Here is a 23,769-nt window from a genome sequence, read left to right as displayed (position 1 = left end):
GCTAAAACTCGAACTGATAGAGCAGATCAAGTGCCTGATCGACGCCAGACACGGCTTCCAGATATAGCTTAGGCATCAGACGATAACGTAGCGTGAGTGTCGCTAAAGAGTCAAATATACCCACACCATATTTCACCTGCAGACCTGGTAATACATATCCACTGACAACCACCTGGGATGAGTCACCCACCCCTTGCGTGTCCAGTGCCAGATTGCTTACGCCAAACGTCTCCCCGATTTTACCCACAACCTGACCACTTTGCGCAACCCCTAAGCCAATAAGCATAGACGTCATTGCCGCACTATCGCTCTGTTCGCTGTCGAGCCCTTGCCCGCGCAGCAGATAAGAGAGTGCCATTTGCTGTGACATCGCCGGGTCGGAGAAGATTTCCGCTTTCGGTTCATCTGCCGTACCCGTTACGCGAACACCGGCGATCACGTCGTCTTCTGTTGCATCGGGGTTACGAATAGCCTCGATATTGAGCAGTGGCTGATCCGGTGGACCGGAGAACAACAGCTCGCCTTTACGGACAATCAAGTCCTGGCCATAGGCATGGAAGCGACCGCTTGGGATATTAATCTGCCCGTTGAGGCCCAGCCCCTGCTTATCCTGTGCCACTTTTAGATCACCCGTCAAACGCGCTTTCAGACCAAAAGCATCGATACGCACGTTGTTGCCGACGTGGATATTCAGGTTGCTGTTGATCGGAATACCGGCGCTCTGCGGCTTCTCCGGCTGCAGATCGTTATTGAGCATCACCATATCGCTGGAGACCCCCACCGCGCTTTCCGGCAGGTCGTGCACCACAATACGTGCCCACGGCACATCAACATTACCATTCAGGGTAAACAGATTCGGCGTGGCTTCAAATTCCACATCCGGCGACACATCCAGGCGCACCATTGGCGGCACGGTGATGCGTACCCGGCTGCCTTTGGCCGCGATACGCGCCCGCCAGTTATCTTGCTGACTCCAGTCGGCATCACCGCTGATGTTAATCTGTCCCTGCTGCGTGTTTACCCTGCCCGCAAGCGTTGAACGGGTACCGGTGAAGTTAACGGCCAACTGGCTGGGTTGCATGTCGAACGGCATAAAGTTGCCGTCAACGTCCAGGCCACTGAGTTGCAACTGGCCGAGCAATTGTGGACTTTGCAGGTCACCACCGAGGCGCAGGTTGGCGTTTAGCATCCCCGCCGCTTTTTCGCCACGCGAGAAGATGGGGTTCACCATCGCCAGATTGAAATTACGGATATTGACGTTACCACCCAGATTACGTCGTCCTTGCGGGTCGCTTATCTGTACCTGGCCATCAAACTGACCGTTATTGGTCAGGCGGATTAGCCAGCCCAGTTCGGCCCGGTTGTTGTGCAGGTCGGCGGTGAGATTCAGCGTGTCAAACGCCACCGGCAGCGGGGCATCGTTCACGCTTTGCGTCACTTTCACATTGCGTCCATTCAGCGTTACTTGTCCCTGCGGCAACCCTTCTTTGGTAGTGTCCCAGCTCACATCGGCTTTACCCGTGAACACACCGCTGGCCTGGGTGGTATCCGGCATAAACGGTTTCAGCATCGCCAGATCGAAACGGTTAAGGTTCACTACTGCGCGGCCTTCCGCCCCGGCATCAATCGTCTGCGGCACGCACAACTCCGCATTCGGGTTGTTCCAGCAGTGCGGCCCGATGCTGATTTTCTGTTCCTGATTGCGGTAATCCAGCGCAATGGCGCGATTCAGGGACCACGGGCCGACCGGCGTCTGGAAGCGGGTGTTGCTCAATGCCCCTTTCCAGCGCTGCTCTTTGCGATCAAAGCTCCCGGCCAGGTCCAGCTGTCCGGAGACCGGCTCACCCTGGATGCGCAGTTGCAGCTCATGCTGCTTTTCGCTTCCTTTGGCGTTCAGCGTAACCAGATTGATATTTACGTCAGGTTGCACAATCCGCTCAACACGCACGTTGAGGTTACCGGCAATCTGTTCTGCCGATTTCACGTCACCTTCAACACGCACCTGGGCCACGGACAGTTCCTGCCAACGCAAACCACGGGCGGTGATATCCGCCAGCAACTGCGGTGCCTCTACCGTGCCACGCACCTTGACCAGCCCCTTTGCCGTTCCGCCCAGCCCCGGCAGCGCGTTATCCAGACTTGGGGCATCAATCGTCGCGTCGAGGTTGAGATCTTTTACTCCCAGTTCACCTTTCACCTCTGCGCTATTGCGCCCCAGTTCCAGATGCAGGCCGGGGATGGTCCACTGCAGGTAGCTGTTGCCCTTCAGCGAGCCGTTCACATTGACCTTGTTCTGCTTCACGTTACCGCTCAGCTTCAGCTCCGGAACTTCCATCTGCCAGCTTCCGCCGTACAGGCTGCCGCGGGTTTTAATCAAACCATTGAGTTTTGATGGCCAGTCCGGCACCTCTTTCGCCGTATTGATGCCATCCAGCGTCAGCTCCCCGCGCCAGCTAATAGCTTGCTGCCAGTCCACCAGCGCTTTCAGCTCGGTTTTACCTTCCAGCGCCGCGACGCTGAGTTTGTCGAGGTTGATCTGCTGCTCGTTGCCTTTGGCATCCAGCGTGATGGTCGCCGGAGGAATATCCTGGCCTTTCACAGCGGCGTACATCGAGAGCGTATAGTCGGTCATCTTGCCGGTCAGTTTGAGCTTGATGTCATCGGCCTGGAACTGCTTATCGCCGGTAAACGGCCAGTAAATCTGCTTGCTGACCACTTCCAGGTTGAGCGGTAATCCTGCCTCCGCCAGACGCGTCTGCGCACGCAGATCCATATCCACCGGGCCGGACAGATTCACGCCGACTTCCAGTTGCTCACGCAGCGCCCCGCCAATCTTCAGCTTCACCTTTTCGCCTTTTAACGGGTCGATGTTGAGCGTGCTGTTGAGGGTAATATCAACCGGCCATGTGTCGGTGAGTTGTGCCGTACCGCTGGCATTCACCAATCCCTGGCTGGAGTCGATATCCAGCGCATCGAGCTTCATGTTGCCGTCAATGCTGCTGACCTTCAGCAACATGCTGTGCACCGTTAAATCGGTATCTCCGGTCACACGCAGCTGCTCACCACGAAATTCTTCGATATTGAGATTCAGCGGCAGATGAACGTCGGTCATTTCCGGTAAAACAGGCTTTGAGAACAGGTCTTTCAGCGTTTCGCCCAGCGGTTTTTCATCCGGCTGCGGGTTTTGGATCTTCGGTTCCACCACCTCTTCCTGCGCCACGTCCGCCACTTTTGGCAGGGCAATCAACAACCCCTGTAATGATGTGGGCTCCAGGGTCAGCGTTTTTTCCTGCCAGTTAAGTCCGGAGGTAAAATCCAGCACTGACACCGTGGTGTCATCAATTTTGATATTGATGTTGTTAAGCGACACGCGGGAAAGCGTGATCGGGTAAGGCGTGGAAAGGTTTAACGGACCGCTGTCTTCTTCCTCAACCGGCGCTGAGGGCGGCATCTTTTTGCTGTCGATCGCCACGTTGATGTCTTTCAGCGACAGATCGTTGACGCACAAGCTGCTGTCCCACAGGCAGTTGAGTCCAACGGCCAGATGCACTTCACCGGCATTCACCGCCACGCCTGGTTGATCGTAGCGGATATTTTTTAGCGACAGATCCCGCCAGCCACCGGTAACCTGACCAATTTCCAGCCCCGGAACCCAGCGATTAGCCGCATTGAACAGCAGATGCAGGCCCGTTTTGGTGCCCACCAGGAACGCCACGGTGCCCAACAACAGCAGGATAAAAATCAGTACGCCGAGGCTTATCTTCTTCCATAAACTCATAATTCAGGCCCCAGACCGATGTAAAACTGTAAACCATGTTCATCTTTGTCGCCGACAGGAACGGCAAAATCGAGCTTGATGGGGCCCACCGGCGACTGCCAGCGAACGCCAACCCCGGCACCGGTTTTGAAGTCGCTTCGGCGGATATCGCTCACCGCTTCACCGCTATCCACAAACATCGCCCCCCACCATTTACCGGTCACGTTGTACTGGTATTCCAGCGAACCGGTCGCCAGCTTGGAGGCACCTTTCAGCTTGCCATCACTCCCTTCAGGCGAAATCGATTTGTATTTGTAACCACGAATACTGCGATCGCCCCCGGCGAAGAAACGCAGGTCCGGCGGCACTTTGTCGAAGTCACCAGTTTCAATCCAGCCGAGGTTGCCGCGCATGACAAATCGATGGCTGTCATACAGCGTACGGATCCAGACGTTTTGTGCCTGAAAGACGGAGAAGTCGACGTCAGAGCCCCAGGCGGTGTTGGAGTAATCAATGGAATAGCGTTGGGAATCGCCCCAGACGGGCATCAGGCCGCCACGGGAGCGCGTCCGGCTGATCATTACGCCCGGATACAGCAGCATGGTGGTGTTGGTGACGTTACCCTGGGTAAAGTGGTCGAGACTCCAGCGCAGGTTAATCGCACGCTGCCAGCCGCTGGAGAGGTCCCAGTAGCGGGAGACGGCCAACGTGGTTGAGTCCTGCTCGGTGTCATTTAAATCAGTGCGCTTAAAGCCCCCCTGCACCAGGTAATACTGCTCCAGCGGGTTCTTTAACAGCGGCATTTTATAGCTGAAATCAAGGACCTGTTCAGGTGCGGAAATGCTGGCACTGGTGGTCAGACTGTGGCCGTAGGAGTTCATCCACGGCTTTTTCCACGTAGTTTTTAACCGTGGCCCGACGTCGGTTGAATAACCCACCCCAGTTTCAATGGTGTTTTCCGTACGTGGTGAAACCACGCCTTTCAGCGGCAATACTTTGGTTTCACGGGCTTTGTCGAACTCAGGCGCCACAACGACAGAATTAAACCAGCCGGTTGCCGAGAGACGACGGTTCAGCTCCGCCAGGTCTTTGGATTCGTACTCTTTACCCTCTTTGAACGGCACCAGGTTTTGCAGGTACTCATCGCGAATTTGCGAGCCTTCGAAGGTGACATGACCAAAGCGATAACGCTCGCCGCTGTTGTAATCGATATCCCAGAATGCCTGGCGACGATCGAGCGCAATCCCCAGTTGGCTTTTATTAAATTCGCTGTCGAAGTAGCCTTTGCGCAGCGCCACGCTGGTTAATGACTTTTTGAAGCTGTCATAGTCCCCTTGATTAAGGACCGTGCCAATTGCCGGACGCGTTTTCAGCAAATCCAGATAATCGCGGTCGGTGCGTGCCCCGCCGCGTAAAATAACGTCGGTTCCGCCAATCAACACTGGCTCACCGGGCGTGACTTTGGCGATCAGCACCTGACGTCCCTTCGCCGGCGGCGGACGCAGTTCAAAATCAATGGTCGGCTCAAAATAGCCCAGCGCTTTTAACCCTTCGCGAATGGCATCGTCAACGCGCGCACGAAAACGTCGGTCCGGTGTGACTTCATCACTTTGAATCGTGGACAACTGCGCACGGACGTTTTTCTCCAGCGGTCCTGATAATCCTTCGACCTGTAAGCGAACATTTGCGGCGACGGCCGAGCCGCTTAAGCACAGCAGCCCCACCCAACACAACTGACGGATATGTGGCACATTTTCTCCTGAATATCCTTTTTTCCCACCCCTGGAAAAAAATACTTTGCCGTTCCTCGGCTTAACAAAAAATCAACAATAAGAGTTGAAAAACAGACGACAACCCAAATATTTCTTATGTTTAACTCTAGACGCATTCACGTCAATTATTGTGGGCAAAGACGCGTCTGGTTACAACCTTAACCCAAATGACTGATTTCGGGAGAACGGCCATGAGTTTATTTGATAAAAAGCATCTTGTTTCTCAAACGGATGCTCTACCTGGACGCAATACCCCGATGCCCGTGGCAACGCTGCATGCGGTTAATCAACATTCAATGACCAACGTGCCCGAAGGAATGGAAATCGCCCTGTTCGCCATGGGCTGTTTCTGGGGCGTGGAGCGTTTATTCTGGTCTTTGCCCGGTGTTTACAGCACTGCCGCGGGCTACACCGGAGGCTACACGCCCAACCCAACCTATCGGGAAGTCTGTTCCGGCGAAACGGGCCATGCCGAAGCGGTGCGTATCGTTTATGATCCGCATGTTATCAGCTACGAGCAACTGCTGCAGGTGTTCTGGGAGAGTCACGACCCGGCGCAAGGCATGCGTCAGGGCAATGACCAGGGCACGCAGTATCGTTCGGCTATTTATCCGCTCACGCCGGAGCAAAAGAGTGCAGCAGATGCCAGCCTCGCGCGTTTTCAGGCGGCGATGACCGCTGCGGGCGATGACCGCCACATCACGACAGAGATTAATACCGCCACGCCGTTCTATTATGCCGAGGACGATCACCAACAATATCTGCATAAAAACCCTTATGGATATTGTGGCATTGGCGGCATTGGCGTATGCCTGCCGCCACAGAATTAATCTGTTGTTGCCCGATAGCGCTGCGCTTATCGGGCAAGCTATTGTTCCCGCGCCAGCGCGGCATGGCGCGTGGCATTGGCGACGGTTCCCCTTTCCGTCACTTTGCCCTTGAGCAGCAGATTAAACACCGGTGCAGAGGGGCGATTGAGGCGGTTTTGCAGCAAATGCACCGCTTCTACGCCTAATGCCCGACAGGGAATGGTAATACTAGTGACAGCAGAAACCACATGGCCGTCCAGTTCTTTGACGTCCGTGGTCATCAGCGAGATATCATCGGGAATGCGTACTCCCAACTCTTCCAGCACTCGGCGAACACCGCTGGACATCGATGCCCCGGCACAAAAAATCACTTCCGGCCATTCACTCTGCGGCAGCTCACGTAGCCGGTCTCCAATCGCCTGTATCGCCTCAGGCTCAGAAAATCCTTCCGTCACCAGCAGATCGCGTCTGGCATCAAAGGGAACCTGATACTGTCGATAGATCTCCTTTATGCCTTCCAGCCGCCAGTACAAGGTTTCACGCCGCAGACTGGTCACGTGGAGAATACGCCGATGCCCCTGTTCAAAAAGATACTGTACCGCCTGGTGTCAACGCAAAGCAGAAGTGTCACCATCGGTGCGAAACAGAGATGTCATGCTTTGGTTCAGAGAATGCGTTTGACCGCCTCGCTATATACTTCCGAGCGTTCTCTTTTCCCAACAGAAATCACGAAAACGACAACTTTCTCGTCTATAACCTGGTATACAAGGCGATAGCCTGAAGACCGGAGCTTAATCTTGTAACAATCAGGCATACCACGGAGCTTGTTTGCTTCAATCCGGGGTGACTCAAGTACTTCAACCAGCTTCTTTTTCAACTGTTCACGTACCGTCGAGCCCAGCTTTCGCCATTCCTTTAGTGCCCGCTCGTCAAAATCCAGAAAATACGCCATCAGAGTTCATCCAGCGTCACACGTACTGGCTTAGGATTACGAAGTCGTTCTTTCACTATCTCCACAAGTTCAGCATCTTCATCACTCAGGAGTGTCTGTTTGAACGGCAAGCGTTCATTGTCAGCGATATACTCGAGCATGAGACGAAGCGCTTCAGAAGGAGTTACGCCCATTTTTTCAAGCGCGGCGTAAGAACGCGCTTTAAGTTCATCGTCAATACGTAGGTTAATGCTACCCATGTCTTACACCCCTTGTAATTACAAATGTCATTACAAGTATCGCACTACAACATGCTTAGGGCAAGTCACGAAGTAAGTCAGAAAGTAGTCGTAAGAACGGTGATCACTGTCCGCTTTGTGCCAGATATAGTCATTCACACCCTGAGAGTTACACTTTTAAGTGATTCAGGGTATGCGCTTATTGGTTACGAATATTGTGCCAGAATCATGTGATTTAATGATTGCCGCTTTGCTTTCGAGCCAGTAAGTGCTCCACGTTCGCTAACGAATACTCAGGGCATGCAGAAAAACTGCTGACTATATTTCTTTCGAAGAGCGTGGAATGCATACCAATCCCCGATAAAAGGAGTTGGTGATGACTGCGAAAGATCAGTTTGCTGCTCATGTTGGTCTGGACTGGGCGGATAAAAAACATGATGTCTGCGTTCAGTTTAAAAACGGTGATCGCATATTCCATGTGATTGAACATACGCCTGAGGCGCTTGATATCTGGCTCAATGAGTTACACCAGAGGGTGAAAGGTAGGATTGCTATTGCCGTTGAGCTGAAGAAAGGCCCGGTGGTGTATGCCCTCCAGAAGTACCCATTTGTCACTGTTTTTCCAATACACGCCTTGTCACTGGCCCGCTACCGACAGGCTTTCTGGCCCAGCGGTGCGAAGGATGATCCGCAGGATGCTGAACTGGCATTAGACCTGATGCTACGTTATCCCCACAAGATAAAAGCCATTGAAGCCGACAATCCGGATATCCGATTACTCCAGCAATTAGTTGAGCAGCGCCGACTGCTGGTCGAAGACAAGCGTCGCTTTGTTAATCGGCTCATCAACACGCTTAAGCAGTATTACCCCCAGCCCCTGGAATGGTTCTCCCATCGGGACAGCTCACTGTTCTGCGAGCTAATCATTCGCTGGCCGAGCCTGCAACAACTCAAACGGGCTCGCAGCGATACTGTCCGTCATTTTATGAACGCTAAAGGTGGTCCTGCTGTTGCATATACCGAACAGCGGGTTGCAAGTATTGCCAGCGCTATTCCCCTGACCACAGATAAAACTGTCATCGAGGCAAATGCATTGATGGCAACAGCACTTGCATCCCAAATCAAACTGGCAGGCGACCTAATCAGAACCTACGACGAACGTATTGAATCCTTATTCGATACGCTTCCGGATGCAGAACTGTTCAAATCACTCCCTGGAATGGGACCGTGTATGGGCCCACGGATGCTTGCCGCACTGGGTGATAACCGCGACCGCTTCAATAGCGCAGAAGAAATTCAAAACTACGCTGGCATCGCACCAGTAACCGAGCGAAGTGGTCAAAAATCCTGGGTACACTGGCGTTGGCAATGTGCCAAATTCGTTCGACAGACGTTCGTGGAATGGGCTGCTAAGACGGTAAACTCCTCATACTGGGCCAAGCTGTATTATCAGGGGCTGCGAGAAAAAGGAAAATCTCATCAGTCAGCGATCCGGGCTCTGGCATTCAAATGGATAAGGATAATTTACCGCTGCTGGAAGACCAGAACCCGGTACGACGAAGCGAAATACTTGCTGGCACTGGAAGCGCGAAAGTCGCCCTTACTGAAGCCATAAAAAGCTTGTCGAATGTCTCAGGGCGTGAAGCGGACTTTTTAAAAATATTGCGTGCCCAACAATTGGGCGCAGGTCACATCAAGTACCCTCAGAATTATAGAGAATACCTGAAATTTTTGTAGAGCGAGGTTTGTTACCCTGCCCGACCAGCGACATGTGGTTAGTTTAGTGATCAGAAATGTCGAGCGTTTGGTCGTTCATTGACGCGGGATCTTCCAACGGTTCCACATGAGTGGTGATATGGATAAAAGGCAGTGCGGTGCGGATATCATTCTCTATACGCTCGGCCCAGTCGTGCCCATATTGAACAGTCCATCGCCCAGGAACTAGGATGTGCATTGTCATAAACGCCCGCCCGCCAGCCTGGCGTGTACGTAGTGCATGGAAATCAAGCCCCTGTTCACGATATCCTGCCAGCAGTGACTCGATTTTTTTGAGTTCTTCCGTGGGTAGCGATACGTCCATCAGACCTGCAGCTGAACGACTCATAAGCTGATAACCAGTCCAAACGATGTTGGCTGCGACCAGCAATGCAACGATCGGATCGACCCAAAACCAGCCGGTCAGATAAACCAGTCCGACACCAAAAATGACACCGACCGACGTCCAGACATCGGTCAGCAGGTGATGAGCATCTGCCTCAAGAGTGATAGAGTTGTGCTGCCTGCCAGCCCTTAACAAAATGCGAGCCGTCACAAAATTAAGGATTGATGCGACTGTTGAAACCAGTAATCCGAGACCAATCTCCTCAAGCGGCTGTGGAGTTAACATCCGCTCAACTGCGGTATAGGCGATACTGGCTGCCGCCAATAGGATCAGAAATCCTTCGAAAGCACTCGAGAAATATTCGGCTTTGCCGTGCCCATATGCATGGTTCTCATCGGCCGGAAGCGCAGCCAAGGTCAGCATCCAGAGCGCCATTAGGGCTCCTGCGAGGTTAACTACGGATTCGATGGCATCAGATAGCAGACCGACCGAACCGGTCATTTTCCACGCCACACCTTTGAGTCCGATAGTGGCAATAGCCGTGGCAATGGAAAGCCAAGCGTAGTGCGTCAGCGGACGAGGTAACCCTTTTGTTTTAGTCATTATTAACTTCCTAAAATAGGACGACTAACTCACATTTCTATCCATGATAGATAATTAAACAATCATTTCGCCATGAATATTTTTTCGTTTTTATTAAATTTAATTAAAAAGTCTCTGCAAGTGCTGTTTCATCTTCTAGTAAACTAAATTTTATTTTTAGGGTTTTCTTCAACTTGAAGTAATATTATCTCACAACAGATTAGTCACTTAGGTTAACTGAGCGGCTTTTATATTTTTCAATTAAAATATGCAAAACTCCCATTGCACCATGTGCATAAAAATAGACCTCAATGAAAGTAGTAAAGAACTTATGCCAGTGGATTACTGTTTCAGCCAGATTTGACTGCATGGTATTCAACAAGAACCATAGGCCACCTGAAAGTGCTACAATTAGCAATGCTAGAACTCCAAATCCTTGGATTGTACTGGCAATACCTCCCGAATGTGCATCGGGCAGTCGGAAACTAGTCAACGTTTTTATATCTTGCTTAATACCACTAAAGTCAAGCCCTACCCATGAAAAATAATAAGTAAAACCTCTTTGAGTAAGCATCCAACTTAACATAATAAAACCACAAATAATCAGTCCTAACCCTGAAATAATGTGCATCCAGGTTATAACTCCTTCAAGACTATGTTCACCAATTGCTTCGGTCTCTGTCAGATTAGAGTTAATAATTTGTGATAATATTAGAAATGCCACAATGATGTGAAGAATACGAAAAAAAGGAGCGTAATCATGGGGTAATAGATTCCAGAGTCGCAATTTCATTAATGAGTCCTTAGTAAATTTATCGATGATCTTAATCATACAAAAGAATTATTAGGATAACCTTAATTCTTAAAATTGCAGCAGGCATTAGTTCACCTCTGATATGGCCACTTGCGAAATGGGAATGGTAACTGTTATTACTATGTGTTTACTTGCTGTTCTTGTTACGCAGCCCCTTAAACACATTACTTTCAAATATGATTTCCTGCTGGGTTTAAATATGTGTCTTTCTATAGTGCGGCAACCTATTTTTACACCAACTCATGAATTAAATAAGAATCATAAATTAAATGAGAGGTTTAATTCTCTTGCTTAACGCGATGATATTAAATGGAAATTTTAATTTTTGTAATTTATTAAACAGTTAGAATGAGACATGGTAAATACGATCTTCCTTTAGATAATTCTGATAGCACTTTTTCTACTGGGCAGTCTGCAATGTCCGCTTCTCGCTGTGAGTTCAATGGGTCGATGCAACGCTATCCTTAATCAAGGGGGACGTTGTCATGAAACGAAGAACTCGGATTAACTACACGCCAGAGCAGAAGGCAATTATCTGGGACAGATATAAGCAAGGTGATTCTCTACATGATATCGCCAGAATGTTCGACAGATATCATTCTTCCATTATGCCCACTATCCACCAGACAGGCGGCTACCGTCCTCCCGTGCGAAAACGGCACCGATTAGCGCTTTCGCTTGATGAAAGAGAGGAGATATCCAGAGGGCTGGTAGCAAAACTCAGCATCAGGGACATCGCCGCCAAATTATCAAGAGCGCCCTCAACGATTAGCCGCGAGGTCAGGAGGCACAGTGGTGCAAAACAATACCGAGCAGCAAAAGCCGATGCTACTGCGTGGGAAAATGCGCTGAGACCAAAACCGTGCAAGCTAATTGAAAGCCCCGCATTGTGTAAAATCATTGCAGAGAAGATGCATCAGGACTGGTCGCCGGAACAGATCGCCGGTTGGCTGAAACGTTGTTATCCGGATAATCAGGAAATGCATGTGTCACACGAAACGATTTATAAAACGCTTTTTATACAAACCCGGGGAGCATTAAAAAAAGAGCTGCAGCAATGCCTCAGAAGCGGAAGAGCAGTGCGTAGATCCAGAACGTCATCGCTTAAAGGGAAAGGATTAGGGTCAATCCCGAACACGATACCTATCAGCGAAAGGCCACCAGAGGCGGCTGACAGAGCCATTCCAGGTCACTGGGAAGGTGACTTGATTCAGGGCTCGAAAAACTCCTATATAATCACCCTCGTAGAACGTCATTCCCGTTTTGTTATGCTGGCGAAGATCAGAGACAACAAGACCATAACGGTTATATCTGCACTCATCAGACAAGCCCGGGAATTACCTGCTGAACTTTATAAAACATTAACCTGGGACCGGGGCGCTGAAATGACCAGCCACACCCGGTTTACTGTAGCCACAGATATTCAGGTTTACTTCTGCGATCCTCAATCCCCCTGGCAACGTGGCTCAAATGAAAATACGAACAGATTGCTCAGACAATATTTTCCAAAAGGAACTGACTTATCGGTTCACAGCCAGCAAAGACTTAACAGTGTTGCCAGACAGCTCAACGAAAGGCCGAGAAAAACGCTAGACTATGAATCACCCGCAGAACGGTTCAATAAGTGTGTTGCGTCCATCAGTTGAACTCACAGCTCTTAGCGGACATTAGCATAGGCTATTTACCATAACGCCGCATTACGCGTACCGCTCAGACGGCCTGAGCGCGTTTCTGACGTGTCCCCGTTAAAAACAGTAACAAACCACCCGAAAATGCACGCCAGAAACGCTACGTAAGAATCTATCCTATGACTGGATATGCACTCAACTGAATAACGCCTGGTTTCAGTCCATTTTATCGGGATCAGCCTTCTTTCTGGGTAATTTAGGGGGCTTCACTTGCTGATTACTTTGCGTGCGGCGCGTGAGCCAAGGATGGTCAGCTTTAGGTTTTACGTAGAATTTTGAGCGTAAATCAAAACGGGCATTATCCACACGTTCATGGACACTTTTTTCATCATCCAGTGGTATAGGCTCCGGGCCATCAACATATTTTTCCCATCCCAACGCTTTCCCATCATACAGAACCTTAATTTCACCGTTAAAGCTTTCGCATACCGTGACAACCGAATGCCGAAGTCGATATCCCCGGCCTTCACTGCGAATCTGAAACGCACTGCTTTTGTACTGGAAAGTGAGATTTTTGGAGAGAACGCGCTTCGCCTGGAGGCTGAAGATATAACCCAGTTCCTCTTCAGAATGGTGTACATCAAGATGGGCGTTATCAGCAATACGAGGCGGCGTAGCAAACCGGTTGTTATAGGCTTCAATAAAGGTCGGCAACCATGCGTTTGCTGTTTCAATATCACTGATACCCTGAAGCCGCATTTCTTTGACCAGCCTGTCCTGCAGTGTCTGATTGGCACGCTCTACCCGCCCTTTTGCCTGCGGGCTGTTGGCATGGATTGGCTCGATGCCCAGTGTCTTTATCGCACGTGTGAACTGAGTCAACTCTCCTTCCCGCTCCGGGTTATTTACTCTGAATATACTGTGTCTGTCAGAATAGAGAGCCAGTGGTACGCCATGATCATTAAGGTAACCCCGGAGGGTTTCCATGTAAGCCCGGGTTGTTTCTGCAGGAGCGAATCGTAGCGCCATCAGAGCGCTGGTAGCATCATCGATAAAGACTATCAGTGTGCATTTGGGGCCCCGACCTTCAAACCAGTCATGAGGCGAGCCATCAATCTGGATGAGTTCACCGTAGGATGGGCGCCGCATCCGGCGCTGATAAATTCGGGCAAACTTACGACGACGTTCGCGCCATATGCCCTCCTCTACCATCCACTTCCTGAGAGTTTCAATGGATAAACACAAGCCGTGTATCTCGCGCAATTTTTCGCACGCAAGCGTAGGTCCAAAATCAGCGTAGCGGCCTTTGAGGAGTGAAATTACTGTTGCTCTGAATTCGGTAGAAAAGGAATTATTGGGACGCTTTCCACGTCGGCGGGAAACTAGACCAGAAGGCCCTTCATTTCTATACCGTTGCACCAGACGTTTAACCTGCCGAATAGAAATGCCAATGCGTGCCGCAGCTTGTTCCTGAGTAATATGGCGATTAAGTGACTCCTGAATAATGTGAAGTCGGTCGAGTTCCTTATGACTCATCGTAACAGTCTCTTTGATCATGAAAAATCCCCCAGAGAATTGTCTGGGGACATTTTAGAATGGTTCAAAGGGGACATTACAGCTTGGTGTTAACAATACTGTACCGCCTGGTTGCCAACCGCCCGGTGATCGGGCGAGACTGCATCCAATAATCCTTCTTTATCCTGTGAATTAATCAGCACGCAGGGTTTCCCCAACGACTGTGCCAGCTTATGCACGGTGGGGTCATCAATGCCGATGAGAATAATGGCATTGATATTCTTGTTGTTGGCCTTTTCCAGAAAGACCTTGATGTCGGCTCGCTGCTCATCCAGCCCACAGTAGCTCAGGTACACATCATGCGGCGCGATCGCTTCGGCAATGCCGCGCGTCACTTCAAGGTAAAACACATCGCCCTGCGCGATGAACGTGCGCTGTGGGGCGAAGACCGCAATCCCGTTAATCAACAGCCGCCCGCAGGCCAACGTATCAAGCACCCCTAGCTGGCGCGCGCATTTCACGATGGCCTCCCGGGCTTTATCGCTGGTACAGGACTTCCCACTCAGTACCCTCGACACCGTGCTCACCGAGAATCCGGTTAAGGCAGCGATTTCATCCATTTTTAGCTTGCCTGACATTCTGTGACCTCGCTCGCAATCTATCTTTGCAAATTTTTGCAAACCTAGTTCATTGACTCTAAAACACTTTTTCAACCTTCGTGCGAACTTCTTGCTCATCCTGCAATCACTCTCACAAAATCATATTGTCGATATTCCAGGCGTTTCTTATGGTCCGCTTATCCCTTATTTCTGATGAAAAGGCCCGACATGAAAAAATTACGCTTTGGCATTATTGGCGTGGGAAATATTGGCACCGTCCACGCCCGTTACCTGCTGGCCGGGACGGTGAAGGACGCCTGCCTGACAGCGGTCTGCGATAATAACGCCGACAAACACACCGCCATTCGTCAGTTGGTCGGTGATGCGGTTGCGCTGTTTATCAGCGCTGAGGAGATGCTGAACAGCGGGCTTGTCGACGCGGTTATCGTCGCCACGCCGCACTATGAGCATCCGGGTTTATCGATGATGGCGATGCGTCTGGGCATTCATACATTGTGCGAAAAACCAGCCGGGGTCTATACCGCGCAGGTCCACGAGATGAACACCTGTGCCCACGAATGTGATGTGGTGTTCGGCATGATGTACAACCAGCGCCCGAACCCGCTATATCAGAAAGTGAAAGATCTGATCGACAGCGGCGAGCTGGGCGAATTGCGCCGCTCCAACTGGATAATCACCAACTGGTATCGCTCGCAGAGCTACTACAACTCCGGCGGCTGGCGCGCAACCTGGAAAGGTGAAGGCGGAGGCGTATTACTCAATCAGGACCCGCACCAGCTTGATTTGTGGCAATGGCTGGTCGGCATGCCCATACGCTTGCGCGCATTTTGTCAGTTTGGCAAACACCGCCAGATTGAAGTGGAAGATGAGGTCACCGCTTACGCGGAATATGCCAACGGCGCAACCGGTGTGTTCATCACCACCGTCGCCGAAACCCCTGGCACCAACCGCCTTGAGATCGTCGGCGATCGCGGAAAAGTGGTGGTGGAAGAAGGCCGCCTGCGCTTCTGGCAACTACGCGAATCCGAAACCGACTTCAACGCCCGCTGGCAAAACGGCTTTGGCGAGCCGGAGTGCTGGGAAGTCACTATCCCTACCGCCCCTGAATGCAGCGAACATCATGTTATCACTACTAATTTCACCGCCGCGGTCCTGCACGGCGAACCGCTCATCGCCCCCGGTCTGGAAGGTATTCGCGGCCTGACGCTGTCCAACGCCATGCACCTTTCCACCTGGACCGATGACTGGGTTGAGCTGCCGATTGACGAGCAGCACTACGCCCGATTGCTGCAGGAGCGTATTGCTTCATCGGTCGAGAAAACCACGGCCAGCCGCACGCTGGACGCCTCCGCAAGCTGGCAGCGTTAAGGGGATGACCATGCTGAATATTGCCATTATCGGCACCGGAAACATCGCCCATAACCACATTCAGAGCTATTTACAGTTTGCGGATCGCTGCCGGATCGTCGCGCTGGTTGATATCTACCCGGAGAAAGCCGAAGAGAAGAAAGCACGCTACGGCCTGAGCGAAGCACAGGTCTACAACAGCCATCAGGCCATGCTGGACGCGGGTATTTATGTGGATGTTGTCGACGTCTGTACTCCACCGTACGTGCACGCAGCCATCAGCGTTGATGCCCTACACGCAGGCAAACACGTGCTGTGCGAAAAACCGATGGCCGCCTCGCTCGCAGAGTGTGATGCGATGATTGCCGCGCAGAAAGCCAGCGGAAAAATGTTATCGGTCATCGCACAAAACCGCTTTACCGATGCCTTCTGGCGCTTAAAAGCCGCCGTTGATTCCGGCCTGGCGGGCAAAATTTGCCATGCACAGGTGGATTCATTCTGGTGGCGCGGACACAGCTATTACGATCTATGGTGGCGCGGCACCTGGCAGAAAGAAGGTGGTGGTTGCACGCTGAATCATGCGGTACACCACATCGACGCCATTCAGTGGATGCTCGGCTTCCCGAGCGATGTGGTAGCGATGATGAGCAACGTCGCCCATGACAACGCGGAAGTGGAAGATCTCAGTGCGGCCATTTTCAAATATTCAGACGGGGCGCTGGCTCAACTCACCGCATCCGTCGTGCATCATGGTGAAGATCAGAAAATCGTCATTCAAGGCGAAAAGGCGCGGATCTCCGCCCCGTGGAAGGTCTATGCCAGCCAGTCGGCGGATAACGGTTTTCCACAAGCGGACAATAATCACGAGTTGGAAGAGCAACTGGACGCGCTGTTTCATGCCACGCCTGCACTTAAATGGACGCTGCACAGCGGACAAATCGACAACCTGCTTAGCGCCATCGAACAACAAACCGCCCCACTGGTCGACGGGGAACAGGGTAAACGTTCGTTGGAGCTGATTACCGCCATCTACAAATCCGCCATCACCCGCACGGTGGTGACGCTGCCCATCCCCAGCCACGACGATTTTTATCGTACCGGCGGTCTGGTGGCAAAAGCCCCGCATTTTTATGAGAAATCCGCCTCCGTGAGCAATTTTACGGAAGTCGGTGCCATCCCTCTGGGTAAAGACTTAGATTCAGGAGCAGAGTAATGAACAAGACAGACGGAATGAACTACGCCCCGACCGGCAAACCGCAGCCGGTGGTAAAACCCGGTGAGTTTGTGATTGCCGCCGCCACGCTCGACCACGGCCATATCTACGGGATGTGCAACGGGCTGATCGAAGCCGGAGCCACGTTGAAGTGGGTATACGACCCGGACCCGGCGAAAGTGGAGAAATTCCTGCAGCAGTATCCACAGGCTCAGGTTGCTGATTCGCTGGAGACCATCCTCAACGATCGCGATGTGAAACTGGTCGCCGGGGCGGCGATCCCTTCTGAACGCTGTCCGCTGGGACTAAAGGTGATGACGGCAGGTAAAGACTATTTCACCGATAAAGCACCGCTGACCACCCTCGAGCAACTGGAAGACGCCAAAGCAATGGTGGCCAGGACCGGGCGCAAGTACGCGATTTACTACAGCGAGCGTCTGCACGTTGAAAGCGCCGTTTTCACCGGTGAACTGGTCAAACAGGGGGCGATTGGCCGCGTAATGCAAACGCTCGGCACCGGCCCGCATCGCGAAGGTAGCGGACGCCCGGACTGGTTTTATGACCGACGCTACTTCGGCGGTATTCTGTGCGATATCGGCAGCCATCAGATTGAGCAGTTCTTGTTTTATACCGGCAACAGCGAGGCGCAGGTGGTCGCAAGCCAGGTACGCAACGTCAATCATCCGCAGTATCCACAATTTGAAGACTTTGGCGATGCAATGCTGGCAGGCGATAACGGCGCGACGGGCTATTTCCGCTGCGACTGGTTCACCCCAGATGGCCTCACCTCCTGGGGTGACGGGCGCCTGACGCTGCTGGGCACCGAGGGCTATATCGAGATCCGCAAGTATGTGGATATCACCCGCGGTGAACAGGATGTGGTGTATCTGGTGAATAAAGACGGGGAATTCCGTTATCCGGTCGCGGGCAAAGTGGGCTTCCCGTTCTTCGGCGAGTTTATTCTCGACTGTCTGAATCGCACCGAAAATGCCATGACCCAGGCCCACGCCTTTAAAGCCGCCGAGCTGTGCGTGAAGGCGCAAATGCTCGCCAATGCGCATGCATAATGGGGGCAACATGAAAACGTTAAATGCCGCCATTATTGGTGCCGGAGCGATTCACCGCAATCACGTCAACGCCCTGCGGTTATTACCGGGGGTTACGCTGCGCGCGCTGGTCGACACTGACAGCGTCAGCGGGCTACAGCAGGCGATGGCTTACAACTGTCGCTTTTACCCCAATTACCGCGAAATGCTGCTGGATAACGACATTGACGTCGTGCATATCTGTACGCCGCATTTTGAGCATAAAAATATGATTCTCTCCGCCCTTGCTGCCGGGAAACATGTCTTTTGCGAAAAACCGGTAGGCATGAATGGGGGTGAAGTTGCCGACATCGCTGACGCCGCAGCCTCGGCGCCGGGATTACTGGGCGTGTGCTACCAAAACCGGCTTAATCCAACCAGCCTACGCATCCGCGATGAGCTGGCAAAAAATACGCTCGGCAGAATGCTCAGCATTAAAGCCGTGCTGACCTGGTCACGTTCCGGGGCCTACTACAGCGACAGTCCGTGGCGCGGGCGTTTTGCCCGCGAAGGTGGCAGTTTGCTGATCAATCAGGCCATTCATACCCTGGACCTGATGCAATGGTTTGCCGGGGGGGTAACACGCTTAAAAGGCGTGGTAGATAGCGGCGAACTGGCGGCGGTGACGGAAGCTGAAGACAGTGCAATGGCAACGCTGCATTTTTCGAATGGTGCCCGTGGCCTGTTTTACGCCAGCAACTGCAATACGCTCGATTCGCCGCTGCTGCTGGAGATCCACTGTGAAAACGGCATGCTTCAACTGACCGACAATACGCTATGGCGCATCACAAAGGACCAGCGTCTGAAACTGGACAGCGATGGTTCACCGGACAGCAGCACCAAAAGCTACTGGGGTCTTGGTCACCAACTGGCCATTCGCCAGTTCTATCATGCTATTACCCATAATGGTCAGACAAAGTATATCGATATTCATCAAGCCCAAAAATCGCTGTTGATGGTAGACGCTATTTATCGGTCATCCCTGATGCGACAATGGATAAATATTAATAATTAAAATTCATCAAGCATTCCAGAAGTAAATAAATCAGCCGAGTAATACCGGCATACAAATACCCTATACACAAAATCATTCAAGATGCATCAAGGCGGCAAGTCTGGCAACTCCCAGAAGCTTACATTAGTAAGTGACCGGGGTGAGCAGGCGTAGCTAACAAAGAGGCAGCTTGAAGGATGACGTGTATATAACTGGAAAAATAATTATGGTTAAACCAACTGAACGCAGAGTCGGTTATGGTGTAGCAATCGGCTACGGCATCACTGATTTATTTGGTGGCGGGGCTTTCGCCATTATCGGCACCTGGCTTTTATTTTTTTATACCACCTATTGCGGCTTAAGTGTCCTGGAAGCAGGTTCTATTTTTGCTATTGCCCGCGTGATTGATGCGCTACTCAGCCCAATTATGGGATATATTACCGATAATTTTGGCAACACCTGGCTTGGGCGGAAATTTGGCCGCCGTCGCTTCTTTTTATTACTCAGTTCGCCGTTAATGTTTCTCTATGCCCTGCTGTGGCTGACCGATATGGGTTACTGGTATTACCTGGGAACCTATTTGTCGATTGAGCTACTGTCGGCCATGGTGCTGGTGCCGTGGGAAACCCTGGCAGCAGAGATGACTAACCGCTACGAAGAGCGCAGCCGCCTTTCCGGCGTACGCATGATCTGCTCGCAGTTAGGCGGCTTTCTGGCCGTCTCGGTACCCGGCATCCTGATGCAGTTTACCGGTAAAGATAATCCGTTTACCTACACCCTGACCGGACTGCTATTTTCTGTGATTTTCTGCATCGCTGTATTTATTACCTGGCGCTGCACATGGGAGGCCAAAGATGTGCAGGAGGAGACTTTTAAAACGAACCTCCAGCGCAGTAGCGGATTGTTCAATCATCTGAAGTACCTGATACTCGATCTCTTTTCCTCGTTCAGAATTCGCGCCTTTCGTTTGCATATTATTATTTATATTTTCTCTTTCACCGCCATGGATGTATTTGGTTCAGTATTTACCTTTTATGTCATCTATTGTTTGAATCAGGACGCAGCTTCTGTTTCCGGCTGGTTAAGCATTGCCGCCTTTGCTTCAGTCTTTGGCACTTATGGATTTATGTTATTACTAAACAAACTTAATATTACGCCTTCAGCGGCACTGCGCTTCGCGTATGCCTGTATATTCTGCGTACTGGCCTTCTTATTTATTATCTATTATACCCAAACTCAGGTCTCCAACGTGTTGTTCTCCGCCGTCTTTATTCTGCTCGGCATGGCACGCTCGGGGCTCTATTATATTCCGTGGAATATTTACAGCTTTATACCCGACATAGACGAGATGGTGACCCAACAGCGCCGCGAAGGCATTTTTGCCGGCGTGATGGTACTCACCCGCAAGAGCACCGTAGCGATCGCCATCCTGCTGATCGGCATGGTGCTGGAGGAGTCAGGCTTTGTGAAAGGCAGTGGAGCACAGCCTGCAATGGCGCTGCACGCTATTATCGGCTTGATGATCTTTGCTACCGCCGCGCTACTGGCTGTCAGCTTCTACACCACCTACAAATTCAAACTCACGCGTGAGACACATAAATTGCTGCTCAAAGAGATAGCCCGCCGCAAGCTGGGAGGTAACTATCGCGACTGCGATGAGGAAACCCGAGTGGTGATAAAACAGCTCACTGGCTACGAATACGATGAAGTCTGGGGTGGCCGTGCAACGCAGCGGGCCACGGGACGCGTCAGCCTCTCAGATGCAGAATAAGGAGCGCATCATGTATAAACCCTGGAGTAAAACGCAGGCGCAACGTTGGTATCAACAGCAACCCTGGGGCTGCGGTTTCAACTATTTGCCACGCACCGCGGTCAACTGGCTCGACATGTGGCAAGCCGACAGTTTCGATATTCGCACCATCGAGCAGGAACTTCGCTGGGCCAGCCAGTACGGCTATAACCAGTTGCGGACGAATTTACCGTTTACCGTCTGGCAGCATGACCGCGATGGCCTGATTAGCCGCATCGACACATTTCTGGGCATCGCACATACCCACGGCATCAAGGTGATGTTGACGCTGCTCGACGACTGCGCCTTTTCTGGCGATGAGCCGTTTATCGGCCAGCAAAAAGCTCCGGTTCCCGGCGTGCATAATAGCCAGGCCGCTGGCAGCCCGGGACGGGCCAGCGTAATGGACAGAACCTGCTGGCCGCACATTGAAGCCTACGTCCGCGATATCATCCGTTACTTTCGTTATGATTCGCGCATCTGCGTCTGGGATCTCTATAATGAACCCGGCAATGGTGGAATCTTCTGTAGTACGCGTGAATTTGCTCGCTTCGACGACCGGCTGGAAATTTACGCCTTGACCCTGCTAACCCGCCTGTTTAGCTGGGCACGACAGGAGTCGCCGTCCCAGCCATTAACCGTCGCCGCCTGGCATATTGACGATCGCGAAGCGTGCGGGAATGCATTTACCCATCCAATAGATGTTGCCGCTCTGCGACTTTCAGATGTAATTAGCTACCATGCGTATGTTGATACCCCAGGCCAACTGTCTCTTTTGTCACAGCTTGCTGAGTTTGGCAGACCGGTTTTCTGTACCGAGTGGCTGGCCCGCCACGTTGGTAGCCGAATAGAAGAACAGTTGCCGCTGTTTAACGCGCAGCGCGTTTCCAGCTATCACTGGGGGCTGGTGCAGGGTAAAACGCAAACCTGGCTACCGTGGCCGGATATCCCCCTCAACGCCAAGACCGCACAGCTATGGTTTCATGATGTCCTCAAGCCAGACGGTTCGCCCTATTGCGAACAAGAGATGCAGACCGTACGCCGAATTAACGCCGTTGGATAAGCCGCAATAATCCGCCTCTGGCGACTTTACAGTGCCTTACGCTATACTAGCTTCTGAATTTACCGGCTCACTTCCACGAGCCGGTCTTTAGTTTGAATTCAATATAGATTCATACGAATTTATCCATTCCCCTTCCGAGGATCTGGCCTGAACGGCTGGATAAGATATGTTAAACAGTATTTTAGTCATTCTCTGCCTGATCGCCGTGAGTGCGTTTTTCTCGATATCCGAGATCTCGCTTGCCGCATCACGCAAAATTAAACTTAAGCTGCTTGCCGATGAAGGCAACATTAATGCGCAACGCGTTATGAAGATGCAGGAAAACCCCGGCATGTTCTTCACGGTTGTGCAAATTGGCCTTAACGCCGTCGCCATTCTTGGCGGTATCGTGGGTGATGCGGCGTTTTCTCCGGTCTTTTACGGTCTTTTCTCTAAGTACTTTGCCCCAGAGCTGTCCGAACAACTGAGCTTTATTTTGTCGTTCTCGCTGGTGACTGGCCTGTTCATCCTGTTCGCGGATTTAACCCCGAAACGCATCGGTATGATTGCGCCAGAAACTGTGGCTTTGCGCATCATCAACCCGATGCGCTTCTGTTTGATGGTGTTCCGTCCGCTGGTGTGGTTCTTCAATGGGCTGGCGAACAGTATTTTCCGGCTGTTCAAGATCCCAATGGTGCGCAAAGATGACATCACCTCCGATGATATCTATGCCGTATTTGAAGCAGGCGCATTGGCAGGTGTCTTGCGTAAGCAGGAACATGAGCTGATCGAAAACGTGTTCGAACTGGAATCCCGTACCGTGCCGTCTTCCATGACATCACGTGAGAACGTCATCTGGTTCGATCTGCACGAAGATGAGCAGAGCCTGAAGAACAAAGTAGCGGAGCATCCACATTCTAAGTTTTTGGTATGTAATGAAGATATCGATCACATCATCGGCTATGTAGACTCCAAAGATCTGCTGAACCGCGTACTGGCCAACCAAAGCATGGCGCTGAACAGCGGCGTGCAGATCCGCAATACGCTGATTGTCCCGGATACGCTGACGCTGTCTGAGGCGCTGGAAAGCTTCAAAACTGCAGGTGAAGACTTCGCCGTTATCATGAACGAATACGCGCTGGTGGTGGGCATTATCACGCTTAACGACGTGATGACCACGCTGATGGGTGACTTAGTCGGTCAGGGTCTGGAAGAACAGATTGTGGCGCGTGACGAGAACTCCTGGCTTATCGACGGCGGTACGCCCATTGATGACGTGATGCGCGTACTGGATATCGACGAATTTCCGCAATCCGGTAATTATGAAACCATCGGTGGTTTTATGATGTTTATGCTGCGAAAAATCCCGAAACGTACCGACTCGGTGAAGTACTCAGGCTATAAATTTGAAGTCGTGGACATCGATAACTACAAGATCGATCAGCTGCTGGTGACGCGTCTGGACAGCAAGCCCACCGTGCTGACACCAAAACTGCCGGATGCGAAAGAAGACAGCGCGGCATAAGTTTGC

Annotated in this window: 17 protein-coding genes and 3 pseudogenes; 11 read left to right on the top strand and 9 right to left on the bottom strand. The window is 51.6% G+C overall.

The genetic code is table 11. The features are described 5' to 3' along the window. Nucleotide 1: 1 nt before the first annotated feature. A complete protein-coding gene (tamB, locus tag IMQ48_RS18805) occupies nt 2-3,778 on the bottom strand; it encodes an autotransporter assembly complex protein TamB (protein ID WP_196210205.1) in 3,777 nt (1,258 codons plus the stop codon). After that, nucleotides 3,775-5,508 carry an autotransporter assembly complex protein TamA gene (gene tamA / locus IMQ48_RS18800; RefSeq protein WP_196210204.1) on the bottom strand — a complete coding sequence of 578 codons (1,734 nt, stop codon included), beginning with the start codon at nt 5,506-5,508 and terminating at the stop codon, nt 3,775-3,777. Before tamA ends, tamB begins: the two co-directional genes overlap by 4 nt. A 212-nt stretch (nt 5,509-5,720) precedes the next feature. On the opposite strand from tamA, the gene msrA reads away from it, so the two are divergent. Then, entirely contained in the window at nt 5,721-6,359 is a 639-nt protein-coding gene (gene msrA / locus IMQ48_RS18795; RefSeq protein WP_196210203.1) for a peptide-methionine (S)-S-oxide reductase MsrA, read from the top strand. Between the two features lie 38 nt (nt 6,360-6,397). Here msrA and IMQ48_RS18790 read toward each other — a convergent pair. The 3 genes and pseudogenes from IMQ48_RS18790 to relB form a co-directional block, all read right to left on the bottom strand. Next, nucleotides 6,398-6,925, bottom strand: a pseudogene (locus IMQ48_RS18790) (substrate-binding domain-containing protein); the annotation flags it as partial. 77 nt (nt 6,926-7,002) lie between these two features. Next, complete coding sequence (gene relE / locus IMQ48_RS18785) at nt 7,003-7,290, bottom strand: type II toxin-antitoxin system mRNA interferase RelE (RefSeq protein WP_000323025.1); 288 nt, start codon at nt 7,288-7,290, stop codon at nt 7,003-7,005. Then, entirely contained in the window at nt 7,290-7,529 is a 240-nt protein-coding gene (gene relB / locus IMQ48_RS18780) for a type II toxin-antitoxin system antitoxin RelB (protein WP_000534858.1), read from the bottom strand. The genes relE and relB overlap by 1 nt, the downstream gene beginning before the upstream one ends. Before the next feature lie 24 nt (nt 7,530-7,553). Here relB and ydfV point away from each other — a divergent pair. Then, nucleotides 7,554-7,655: pseudogene (gene ydfV / locus IMQ48_RS23130) on the top strand (protein YdfV); the annotation flags it as partial. Between the two features lie 229 nt (nt 7,656-7,884). Then, on the top strand, nt 7,885-9,123 hold the full coding sequence (locus IMQ48_RS18775) for an IS110 family transposase (RefSeq protein WP_145525001.1): 1,239 nt from the start codon (nt 7,885-7,887) through the stop codon (nt 9,121-9,123). A 165-nt stretch (nt 9,124-9,288) separates the two neighbouring features. On the opposite strand, the gene IMQ48_RS18770 is transcribed toward IMQ48_RS18775, so the two are convergent. Both IMQ48_RS18770 and IMQ48_RS18765 read right to left on the bottom strand, forming a co-directional pair. Beyond that, a complete protein-coding gene (locus IMQ48_RS18770) occupies nt 9,289-10,212 on the bottom strand; it encodes a cation diffusion facilitator family transporter (protein ID WP_000167917.1) in 924 nt (307 codons plus the stop codon). 199 nt (nt 10,213-10,411) lie between these two features. Beyond that, a complete protein-coding gene (locus tag IMQ48_RS18765) occupies nt 10,412-10,984 on the bottom strand; it encodes a cytochrome b/b6 domain-containing protein (RefSeq protein ID WP_001515348.1) in 573 nt (190 codons plus the stop codon). A gap of 506 nt (nt 10,985-11,490) precedes the next feature. Here IMQ48_RS18765 and IMQ48_RS18760 point away from each other — a divergent pair. After that, nucleotides 11,491-12,651 carry an IS30-like element ISCfr4 family transposase gene (locus tag IMQ48_RS18760; RefSeq protein WP_000830285.1) on the top strand — a complete coding sequence of 387 codons (1,161 nt, stop codon included), beginning with the start codon at nt 11,491-11,493 and terminating at the stop codon, nt 12,649-12,651. 198 nt (nt 12,652-12,849) lie between these two features. Here IMQ48_RS18760 and IMQ48_RS18755 read toward each other — a convergent pair whose 3' ends face one another. Together IMQ48_RS18755 and IMQ48_RS18750 are read right to left on the bottom strand one after the other, a co-directional pair. Next, on the bottom strand, nt 12,850-14,190 hold the full coding sequence (locus IMQ48_RS18755) for an ISNCY family transposase (RefSeq protein ID WP_000589001.1): 1,341 nt from the start codon (nt 14,188-14,190) through the stop codon (nt 12,850-12,852). A 74-nt stretch (nt 14,191-14,264) separates the two neighbouring features. Next, a pseudogene (locus tag IMQ48_RS18750) lies at nt 14,265-14,786 on the bottom strand (LacI family DNA-binding transcriptional regulator); the annotation flags it as partial. Nucleotides 14,787-14,975: 189 nt separating this feature from the next. On the opposite strand from IMQ48_RS18750, the gene IMQ48_RS18745 reads away from it, so the two are divergent. The 7 genes from IMQ48_RS18745 (at nt 14,976) to IMQ48_RS18715 (ending at nt 23,763) form a co-directional block, all read left to right on the top strand. Next, on the top strand, nt 14,976-16,136 hold the full coding sequence (locus tag IMQ48_RS18745) for a Gfo/Idh/MocA family protein (RefSeq protein ID WP_196210202.1): 1,161 nt from the start codon (nt 14,976-14,978) through the stop codon (nt 16,134-16,136). Nucleotides 16,137-16,146: 10 nt separating this feature from the next. After that, nucleotides 16,147-17,328 carry a Gfo/Idh/MocA family protein gene (locus tag IMQ48_RS18740; RefSeq protein ID WP_196210201.1) on the top strand — a complete coding sequence of 394 codons (1,182 nt, stop codon included), beginning with the start codon at nt 16,147-16,149 and terminating at the stop codon, nt 17,326-17,328. After that, nucleotides 17,328-18,395, top strand: coding sequence for a Gfo/Idh/MocA family protein (locus IMQ48_RS18735; protein WP_196210200.1), 1,068 nt, complete (start codon nt 17,328-17,330; stop codon nt 18,393-18,395). Before IMQ48_RS18740 ends, IMQ48_RS18735 begins: the two co-directional genes overlap by 1 nt. A 10-nt stretch (nt 18,396-18,405) precedes the next feature. After that, a complete protein-coding gene (locus IMQ48_RS18730; RefSeq protein ID WP_196210199.1) occupies nt 18,406-19,428 on the top strand; it encodes a Gfo/Idh/MocA family protein in 1,023 nt (340 codons plus the stop codon). Nucleotides 19,429-19,633: 205 nt separating this feature from the next. Continuing rightward, nucleotides 19,634-21,178 (top strand): MFS transporter, encoded by a 1,545-nt coding sequence (locus IMQ48_RS18725; RefSeq protein WP_196210198.1) that lies wholly within the window; start codon nt 19,634-19,636, stop codon nt 21,176-21,178. 10 nt (nt 21,179-21,188) lie between these two features. Continuing rightward, nucleotides 21,189-22,259 (top strand): 1,4-beta-xylanase, encoded by a 1,071-nt coding sequence (locus IMQ48_RS18720; RefSeq protein ID WP_196210197.1) that lies wholly within the window; start codon nt 21,189-21,191, stop codon nt 22,257-22,259. Between the two features lie 166 nt (nt 22,260-22,425). Beyond that, the gene (locus tag IMQ48_RS18715; protein WP_196210196.1) at nt 22,426-23,763 is read left to right on the top strand and encodes a hemolysin family protein; all 1,338 of its coding nucleotides are present in this window, start codon (nt 22,426-22,428) and stop codon (nt 23,761-23,763) included. Nucleotides 23,764-23,769 lie beyond the last annotated feature (6 nt).

It is taken from the genome of Citrobacter sp. Res13-Sevr-PEB04-36, assembly GCF_015672735.1.
Lineage (GTDB): Bacteria > Pseudomonadota > Gammaproteobacteria > Enterobacterales > Enterobacteriaceae > Citrobacter.
The sequence above is the reverse complement of the archived record's forward strand: the minus strand, read 5'-3'. Positions and strand labels throughout refer to the sequence as shown.

Bases quoted from the DNA above. Each gene is read 5' to 3' on its own strand.
- tamB (WP_196210205.1), bottom strand. From the start codon at position 3,778: ATGAGTTTATGGAAGAAGATAAGCCTCGGCGTACTGATTTTTATCCTG.
- msrA (WP_196210203.1), top strand. From the start codon at position 5,721: ATGAGTTTATTTGATAAAAAGCATCTTGTTTCTCAAACGGATGCTCTA.
- relE (WP_000323025.1), bottom strand. From the start codon at position 7,290: ATGGCGTATTTTCTGGATTTTGACGAGCGGGCACTAAAGGAATGGCGA.
- relB (WP_000534858.1), bottom strand. From the start codon at position 7,529: ATGGGTAGCATTAACCTACGTATTGACGATGAACTTAAAGCGCGTTCT.
- IMQ48_RS18775 (WP_145525001.1), top strand. From the start codon at position 7,885: ATGACTGCGAAAGATCAGTTTGCTGCTCATGTTGGTCTGGACTGGGCG.
- IMQ48_RS18770 (WP_000167917.1), bottom strand. From the start codon at position 10,212: ATGACTAAAACAAAAGGGTTACCTCGTCCGCTGACGCACTACGCTTGG.
- IMQ48_RS18765 (WP_001515348.1), bottom strand. From the start codon at position 10,984: ATGAAATTGCGACTCTGGAATCTATTACCCCATGATTACGCTCCTTTT.
- IMQ48_RS18760 (WP_000830285.1), top strand. From the start codon at position 11,491: ATGAAACGAAGAACTCGGATTAACTACACGCCAGAGCAGAAGGCAATT.
- IMQ48_RS18755 (WP_000589001.1), bottom strand. From the start codon at position 14,190: ATGATCAAAGAGACTGTTACGATGAGTCATAAGGAACTCGACCGACTT.
- IMQ48_RS18745 (WP_196210202.1), top strand. From the start codon at position 14,976: ATGAAAAAATTACGCTTTGGCATTATTGGCGTGGGAAATATTGGCACC.
- IMQ48_RS18740 (WP_196210201.1), top strand. From the start codon at position 16,147: ATGCTGAATATTGCCATTATCGGCACCGGAAACATCGCCCATAACCAC.
- IMQ48_RS18735 (WP_196210200.1), top strand. From the start codon at position 17,328: ATGAACAAGACAGACGGAATGAACTACGCCCCGACCGGCAAACCGCAG.
- IMQ48_RS18730 (WP_196210199.1), top strand. From the start codon at position 18,406: ATGAAAACGTTAAATGCCGCCATTATTGGTGCCGGAGCGATTCACCGC.
- IMQ48_RS18725 (WP_196210198.1), top strand. From the start codon at position 19,634: ATGGTTAAACCAACTGAACGCAGAGTCGGTTATGGTGTAGCAATCGGC.
- IMQ48_RS18720 (WP_196210197.1), top strand. From the start codon at position 21,189: ATGTATAAACCCTGGAGTAAAACGCAGGCGCAACGTTGGTATCAACAG.
- IMQ48_RS18715 (WP_196210196.1), top strand. From the start codon at position 22,426: ATGTTAAACAGTATTTTAGTCATTCTCTGCCTGATCGCCGTGAGTGCG.